The sequence below is a fragment of the Thiothrix sp. UBA5583 genome (assembly GCA_002425225.1).
In the GTDB taxonomy this organism is placed as follows: domain Bacteria; phylum Pseudomonadota; class Gammaproteobacteria; order Thiotrichales; family Thiotrichaceae; genus Thiothrix; species Thiothrix moscowensis.
Genome location: DILV01000026.1, coordinates 62,377 through 68,595, shown reverse-complemented (window position 1 = coordinate 68,595; position 6,219 = coordinate 62,377). Strand labels below are relative to the sequence as shown.

5 protein-coding genes are annotated in these 6,219 nt (G+C 52.9%); 1 reads left to right on the top strand and 4 read right to left on the bottom strand.

Annotated elements, in window-relative coordinates; translation table 11 throughout:
* Nucleotides 1-479: 479 nt before the first annotated feature.
* From B2U47_RS09110 to B2U47_RS09095, 4 genes are all read right to left on the bottom strand, one after another.
* Nucleotides 480-1,775 (bottom strand): ribonucleotide-diphosphate reductase subunit beta, encoded by a 1,296-nt coding sequence (locus tag B2U47_RS09110; protein ID WP_296679622.1) that lies wholly within the window; start codon nt 1,773-1,775, stop codon nt 480-482.
* Between the two features lie 106 nt (nt 1,776-1,881).
* The gene (locus B2U47_RS09105) at nt 1,882-2,136 is read right to left on the bottom strand and encodes a hypothetical protein (RefSeq protein ID WP_296679624.1); all 255 of its coding nucleotides are present in this window, start codon (nt 2,134-2,136) and stop codon (nt 1,882-1,884) included.
* Nucleotides 2,133-2,462 carry a hypothetical protein gene (locus B2U47_RS09100; RefSeq protein ID WP_296679627.1) on the bottom strand — a complete coding sequence of 110 codons (330 nt, stop codon included), beginning with the start codon at nt 2,460-2,462 and terminating at the stop codon, nt 2,133-2,135. Before B2U47_RS09100 ends, B2U47_RS09105 begins: the two co-directional genes overlap by 4 nt.
* Nucleotides 2,459-5,338, bottom strand: coding sequence for a ribonucleoside-diphosphate reductase subunit alpha (locus tag B2U47_RS09095; RefSeq protein WP_296679629.1), 2,880 nt, complete (start codon nt 5,336-5,338; stop codon nt 2,459-2,461). The genes B2U47_RS09100 and B2U47_RS09095 overlap by 4 nt, the downstream gene beginning before the upstream one ends.
* Nucleotides 5,339-5,700: 362 nt before the next feature.
* Between B2U47_RS09095 and B2U47_RS09090 the strand changes: the two genes are divergently transcribed.
* Nucleotides 5,701-6,216 carry a hypothetical protein gene (locus B2U47_RS09090; RefSeq protein ID WP_296679631.1) on the top strand — a complete coding sequence of 172 codons (516 nt, stop codon included), beginning with the start codon at nt 5,701-5,703 and terminating at the stop codon, nt 6,214-6,216.
* The last annotated feature ends 3 nt before the right edge of the window (nt 6,217-6,219 follow it).

Genomic DNA, 6,219 nt, shown 5'->3' with positions numbered 1-6,219 from the left:
CCTGTACCACCTGTACCACCTGTATCTGTCGATGAAGAAGAGCTACCGCCACCACATGCTGTCAGCAAGGAAGCCATCAAAACGGTTGCCAAAGTCACACCTACTTTTTTCATGTCAACTTTATTGAAAACATTGTAATTAGCTGAATTATTCATAATCATAATCCTGATTTATATTTTAGAGAACTTACGCATAGGGATAACAAATCCACGAGATAAGTTATAGCACACGTCAATAATATTTCGTTTTCCATTTGTCATCATAAATAATCCATAAGTCAGAAATAAATCAATTACTTTTATTTTTCAGTCGGTTGCTAAAAAATAATCTTTGTTCAATTTTTATTATTAATAAATAATCAATTTCTATAGTTATATAAATTAACGATTTACAAGCAACAATTAGACAAGCAACAAAAAAGCCCGGATAACCGGGCTTTTGTCAAAATAATTATTTTTATGAATGCACAATAAAATTATTTAGTCCCACTTTAATGCACCACCTGTCTGGTATTCAGTAACACGTGTCTCAAAAAAGTTCTTTTCTTTGCGCATATTGGATTGCTCATCCAGCCACGGCAATGCGTTTTGCGCACCGGGGAATGGCTCTTCCATACCCAGTTGCCGTGCCCGGCGATTGGCAATGAAACGGAACTGCTGACTGTGGTCTGCCGCGTTGTAGCCCAAAATCGGATTAGGTAGCAAGTATTTGGCGTAAGCAACTTCCACCGCTTCGGCTTCATCCCACATCTGGCGCACCGCCTGTGGGTCGAGCTTGACGTTTTCTTCCTGCATGATCTGGCGCACCACCCGGATACCGAACGAACAGTGCAACACTTCGTCGCGCATGATGTATTGCAGTTGCTCAGCCGTGCCTTTCATCAGGCCGCGCCGTTGCAAGGCAAAAATCGGCGAAAAACCGTTATAGAACCAGCAACCCTCGAAGATACCAGCGAAGAAAGTGTAGGAGAGCACGAAATCGTGCAAGTCATCGCGGTTCTTCAGATCAATGTCGTGGCGCAGGGCATCGTTGAGGCGACGGTTGGCGAGTTGGATCTTGGCATTGATTTCCGGCACAACCCGGTAACGGTTATAAATTTCCGACTGGTCGAGACCAATGGTTTCGATGCAATGCTGGTATGTCCAGGTATGCAGGGCTTCTTCGTAGACCTGACGTGCCTGATAGATTTGCAGTTCCGGCGCGGTCATCTTTTCCATCACTGCCAAACCGATATTACGCATCGCCAGAATGTCGGAAGTAGTCAGGTAAGCCAGCACGTTTTCATAGACGTGGCGCTCTTCCGGCTTGAGGTTGTGGTGATAGTCGTGGACATCCTGCGCCATGTTGATGTCGAGTGGCGTCCAGTGGTTCTTGTTGGCATTGATGAAAAATTCCCACGCCCACGGGTATTTGAAGGGCGCGAGCTGGTTGATGTCACCGCTGCCGTTGATGACGCGCTTGTCTTCGGCGCGTACTGGCTGTTGCGGCTTGAACGTTTCCTGGGTGAAAGGTTGACGCGCAGGGCGTATGGCGCTGATTTGCGAAGCGGCTTCCGCTGTTACATCCGTGTTGCTGGAAGCCGCGCCCGTTACCGCCGTTGTAACCGCCGTCTGCTCCGTTGGCGGTTCAACTTGGGTTTCAGCACTGCGCTCACTGTCGTCTACCTCCACAGTAGGTTCATCAACAAAGAAATCATCCACTACCCGCAACTGCGGCTTGTTGCCATGCGTGCGAGGTGCGGGAGCGGCGAGGGGGTTATCCCAATTGAGCATCATATTTTAACTCTCCTGTAATCTTAACGCCAACCAAACCGTCATGGTTTGAGGGTGGCTGGTGGTAATTGAGCCAGTATTTCTCCGGCTCCCACGTAGCGTGGAAGCCCTAACACATTTTCCTGTGCGGATGCACAAACTTGTTGAAGATGTAAGCCGTCACGGTCAGGGCAGGTTTGTCATGCTCCAAACGCAGCAAGCGCATATTTGGGCCACCTGTTTTCTTTGCTCCGGTACGGATGAAGCTTTCGTGCTGCAAGTGCGGAGGAAGATCGCCCATTTTGCCGCCGGGCGGCAGGTGTTTAATGCGTTCAAGCACGATGCCGGTGTAGGATCGGGTTTCGTGGTTCAGGGCTTGGGTCATATATCCAGCCCCCGCAACAGTGGTTCTTCAAGGGTAATAATGTAGTCAAAAGCATAGCGGAGTTTATCCCGTGGAATCGCTGGTTTACCGCCCACTTCTTCCACCATATCGACCAGCAGACCGGGGAAGTCGATGCCGTTGGCAGACTTGCCCTCCTCAAACTGATACCCCTGTCCACGCAGAAATGCCCGAAATTTGTGTTCCAGATACGTACCAACAGCTTTACCGTCGGTTACACCAAACAGGGACGGCTCTGAATGTTTGCTCTCAACTGCCGCGAAACGGGCGGCTTCAGAACAGAGGGTATCAATAGTCAGTTGTTTCACTGGCACGCTTCGCAGTCAGGGTCGAGCAACGAACACGCCTTCGGTGCTTCCGACCCTACTTTCACCAGATTGGCTGCCATTTTGAGTGCCGGTTTTTGCCCGGTACTGGCTGGCACATCATCCGTACTGGTCTTTTCCGCCCCGGTAGCACCCAAAGTTCGCAGGTAATAAGTGGTCTTCAGCCCACGCACCCACGCCAGTTTGTAGAGGTTGTCCAGCTTCGTGCCATTCGGTTCTTTCATGTACAGGTTGAGCGACTGACCCTGGTCGATCCACTTCTGGCGGCGGCTGGCGGCTTCGACCAGCCAGCGGGCGTCGATTTCAAACGCGGTGGCGTATTTGGCCTTGATGGCATCCGGCACACGGTCGAGCGGCTGCACCGAGCCGTCGAAGTATTTGAGGTCGTTGATCATCACCTCATCCCACATTCCCAGGGCTTTCAAATCCTGCACCAGATAGGGATTGATGACAGTGAACTCGCCCGACAGGTTGGATTTGACGAACAGGTTCTGGTAAGTCGGCTCGATGGATTGCGACACGCCGCAAATGTTGGAAATGGTCGCGGTCGGTGCAATCGCCATCACGTTGGAATTGCGCATTCCTTGTGCTTTCACTTGGTTGCGCAACGCATCCCAGTCCAGCGTTTGGGTATGGTCAACGATGAAGTATTCGCCGCGCTCTTCGCCCAACAGTTCCAGCGAATCAATCGGCAGGATGCCCTTGCTCCACAACGAGCCGTTGTAGCTGGGATACTTGCCACGTTCGGCAGCCATGTTGCTGGAAGCACGGATGGCGAAATAGGCCACAGCCTCCATACTTTGGTCAGCAAATTCCACCGCTTCGGCAGAAGCATAGGCAAGGTTCATTTTGTACAGTGCATCCTGGAAGCCCATGATGCCCAAGCCGACCGGGCGGTGGCGCAGGTTGGAACGCCGCGCCTGCGGGACGCTGTAGTAGTTGTAGTCGATGACGTTATCCAGCATCCGCATCGCGGTGGTGACGCTGCGTTCCAGCTTCGCCATGTCCAGCTTGCCATCAACAACGTGCGCAGGCAGGTTGATCGAACCGAGGTTACACACCGCGATTTCACTGTCATTGGTGTGCAGGGTGATTTCGGTACACAGGTTGCTGGAATGCACCACACCCATGTGCTGGTTGGTGTAACGCACGTTGCACGGGTCTTTGAACGTAATCCACGGATGCCCGGTTTCAAACAGCATTCCCAGCATCTTGCGCCACAATTGCAACGCAGGCAGTTTGCGGAACAACTTGATGTCGCCGCGCGCCGCACGGGCTTCGTAGTCGGCGTAACGCGCTGCAAATGCCTTGCCAGTCAGGTCGTGCAGGTCAGGCACATCATCGGGGGAGAACAGTGTCCACTCACCCTCTTCCGCCACCCGTTTCATAAACAGATCGGGAATCCAGTTGGCAGTGTTCATGTCGTGGGTACGGCGGCGTTCGTCGCCCGTATTCTTGCGCAGTTCGAGGAAATCTTCGATGTCGATGTGCCAGGTTTCGAGGTAAGCACATACTGCCCCCTTGCGTTTGCCGCCCTGGTTCACCGCTACCGCCGTGTCATTCGCCACTTTCAGGAACGGCACAACCCCTTGCGATTTGCCATTTGTGCCCTTGATGTGCGCCCCCATGCCACGTACCCGTGACCAGTCATTGCCCAGACCACCGGCGTATTTCGACAGCAAGGCATTATCCTTGATGGCGTTGTAGATACCGTCCAGATCGTCAGAAATGGTGGTCAGGTAGCAGGAGGACAGTTGCGGGCGCAACGTACCGGAGTTGAACAGCGTCGGCGTGCTGCTCATGAAATCGAAGCTGGATAGCAGGTTGTAGAATTCGATGGCGCGTTCTTCGCGATCAACCTCGTGGATCGCCAAGCCCATTGCCACGCGCATGAAAAAGATTTGCGGCAGTTCAAAGCGCGTGCCGTTGTGGTGCAGGAAATAGCGGTCATACAGGGTTTGCAAGCCGAGGTAGGTGAACTGCAAATCGCGTTCAGGCTTGATGGCTGCGCCGAGTTTTTCCAGATCGTAACGTGCCAGTTCGTCCGCCAGTCGCTCGACTTTCACCCCGGTCTGGATGGTTTTTTTCAACACGTCGGAATACAACACCGCCATCTCCTGCTGGGTGGCTTCGACCGTCTGCCCTTCTAGGAAACTGAGGGCTTCACGGCGCAAGCTGTCCAGCAACATGCGGGCAGCGGCGTAGGAATAGTTCGGTTCGCGGTCGATCAGCACGCGGGTGCTGATGGTCAGTGCCGTGGCAACTTCCTTCTCGGAAATGCCGTCGTACAAGTTGCGCAAGGTGGCATTCATCACCTGCTGTTCGCTGACACCTTCCAGACCGGCAACGGCTTCCGCCACGATTTTGCGCAGACGGTCTTCATCCAGCGGCTTGAGATCGCCAGAAACGGTTTTGACCTGAATGTGATGCTCAGCCTTTTTGCCTTTTTTCTTGGCCTTGGATTCCTTTTCGGCACGCAGGCGGGCGCGTTCTTCGCGGTACAGCACGTAACTCCGCGCCACTTTGTGCTCACCGGCACGCATCATCGCCAGTTCCACCTGATCCTGGATGTCTTCAATATGCACCATGCCGCCTTCCGGGGTACGGCGCAACAGGGCTTCAATCACCTGCTCGGTCAGCTTGCGCACGGTGTCGTGGATACGGGCAGAACCAGAGGCATGGCTGCCTTCCACATCGAGGAAAGCCTTGGTCATGGCAACCTGGATTTTGCTGCCGTCGAAGTCTGTCACCTGCCCGTTGCGGCGGATAACCTTACACTGGAACGGAATCTGGGGCGTTGAAAAAACAGGGGCGGCAGTACCCTTGGCGGTCGTATCCGGTGCGCTGGCAGCTTGCATGGTAATCCTCAAATATCAGAAAACGGCTTGACAATACGGTTGAATTTTGATTTGGCCCAAAGTTGGATTTCTTTTGGGAAAATACTATAGGATGTGCTTTCACTAACGGTCAAGCACAAGATGTTGTCAGCAACCTGTGCGCAGCCTGTGGATAAGTGAGGCAAGTGCAGTACCGGTACGGAGTTTCTGCCCTCCGGCAAACCGCAGAAAAATATTTCAAACGTGTAACGTCCTACCATTGGTTTTTTCGATAATCACCGAAAATCGCGTGGTTGTTGCATCCAGTCAGAATCTTTTCTCGTACAATGCTGTGCGTCAGTACCTCTGACCACACAATAACCTTTGGAATAATGGAGATGAGCATGAATACCAAAACATCACTGAAACTGGCACTGGGCACTACATTCGCAGCGGGTCTGGCTCTAGGTGCTGCCCAAGCAGTGGCTGACAGCCCGTTTTCTGCCAATGCCCTGAGCAGCGGCTATATGCAACTGGCTGAAAACAAGGCCGGTGGTGAAATGAAATGCGGCGCTGGCATGTGCGGCGGCAACATGAAAAAAGCCGGTGAAGGCAAATGCGGCGGCGCGAAAAGTGACGAATGCCCGGCTGACACTGACAAAGACGGCAAAGTCACAAAAGAAGAATTCATGACCCACCACGAAAAAATGTTCACTGAAGCCGATGCCAACAAGGACGGTTCACTGGACGCTGACGAGCGCAAAGCCCTGCACGCCAAAATGGCTGAAGGCAAGTGCGGTGGCAAAGAAGGCAAATGTGGCGGAGCCAAGGCTGACGACGCTGCCAAACCTGCTGCTGATGCAGCCGCGCCAGCCGCAGCACCAGCAGCGACTGACAAACCGGCTGAAGAAAAGAAGTAAGCC

Bases quoted from the DNA above. Each gene is read 5' to 3' on its own strand.
- B2U47_RS09110 (WP_296679622.1), bottom strand. From the start codon at position 1,775: ATGATGCTCAATTGGGATAACCCCCTCGCCGCTCCCGCACCTCGCACG.
- B2U47_RS09105 (WP_296679624.1), bottom strand. From the start codon at position 2,136: ATGACCCAAGCCCTGAACCACGAAACCCGATCCTACACCGGCATCGTG.
- B2U47_RS09095 (WP_296679629.1), bottom strand. From the start codon at position 5,338: ATGCAAGCTGCCAGCGCACCGGATACGACCGCCAAGGGTACTGCCGCC.
- B2U47_RS09090 (WP_296679631.1), top strand. From the start codon at position 5,701: ATGAATACCAAAACATCACTGAAACTGGCACTGGGCACTACATTCGCA.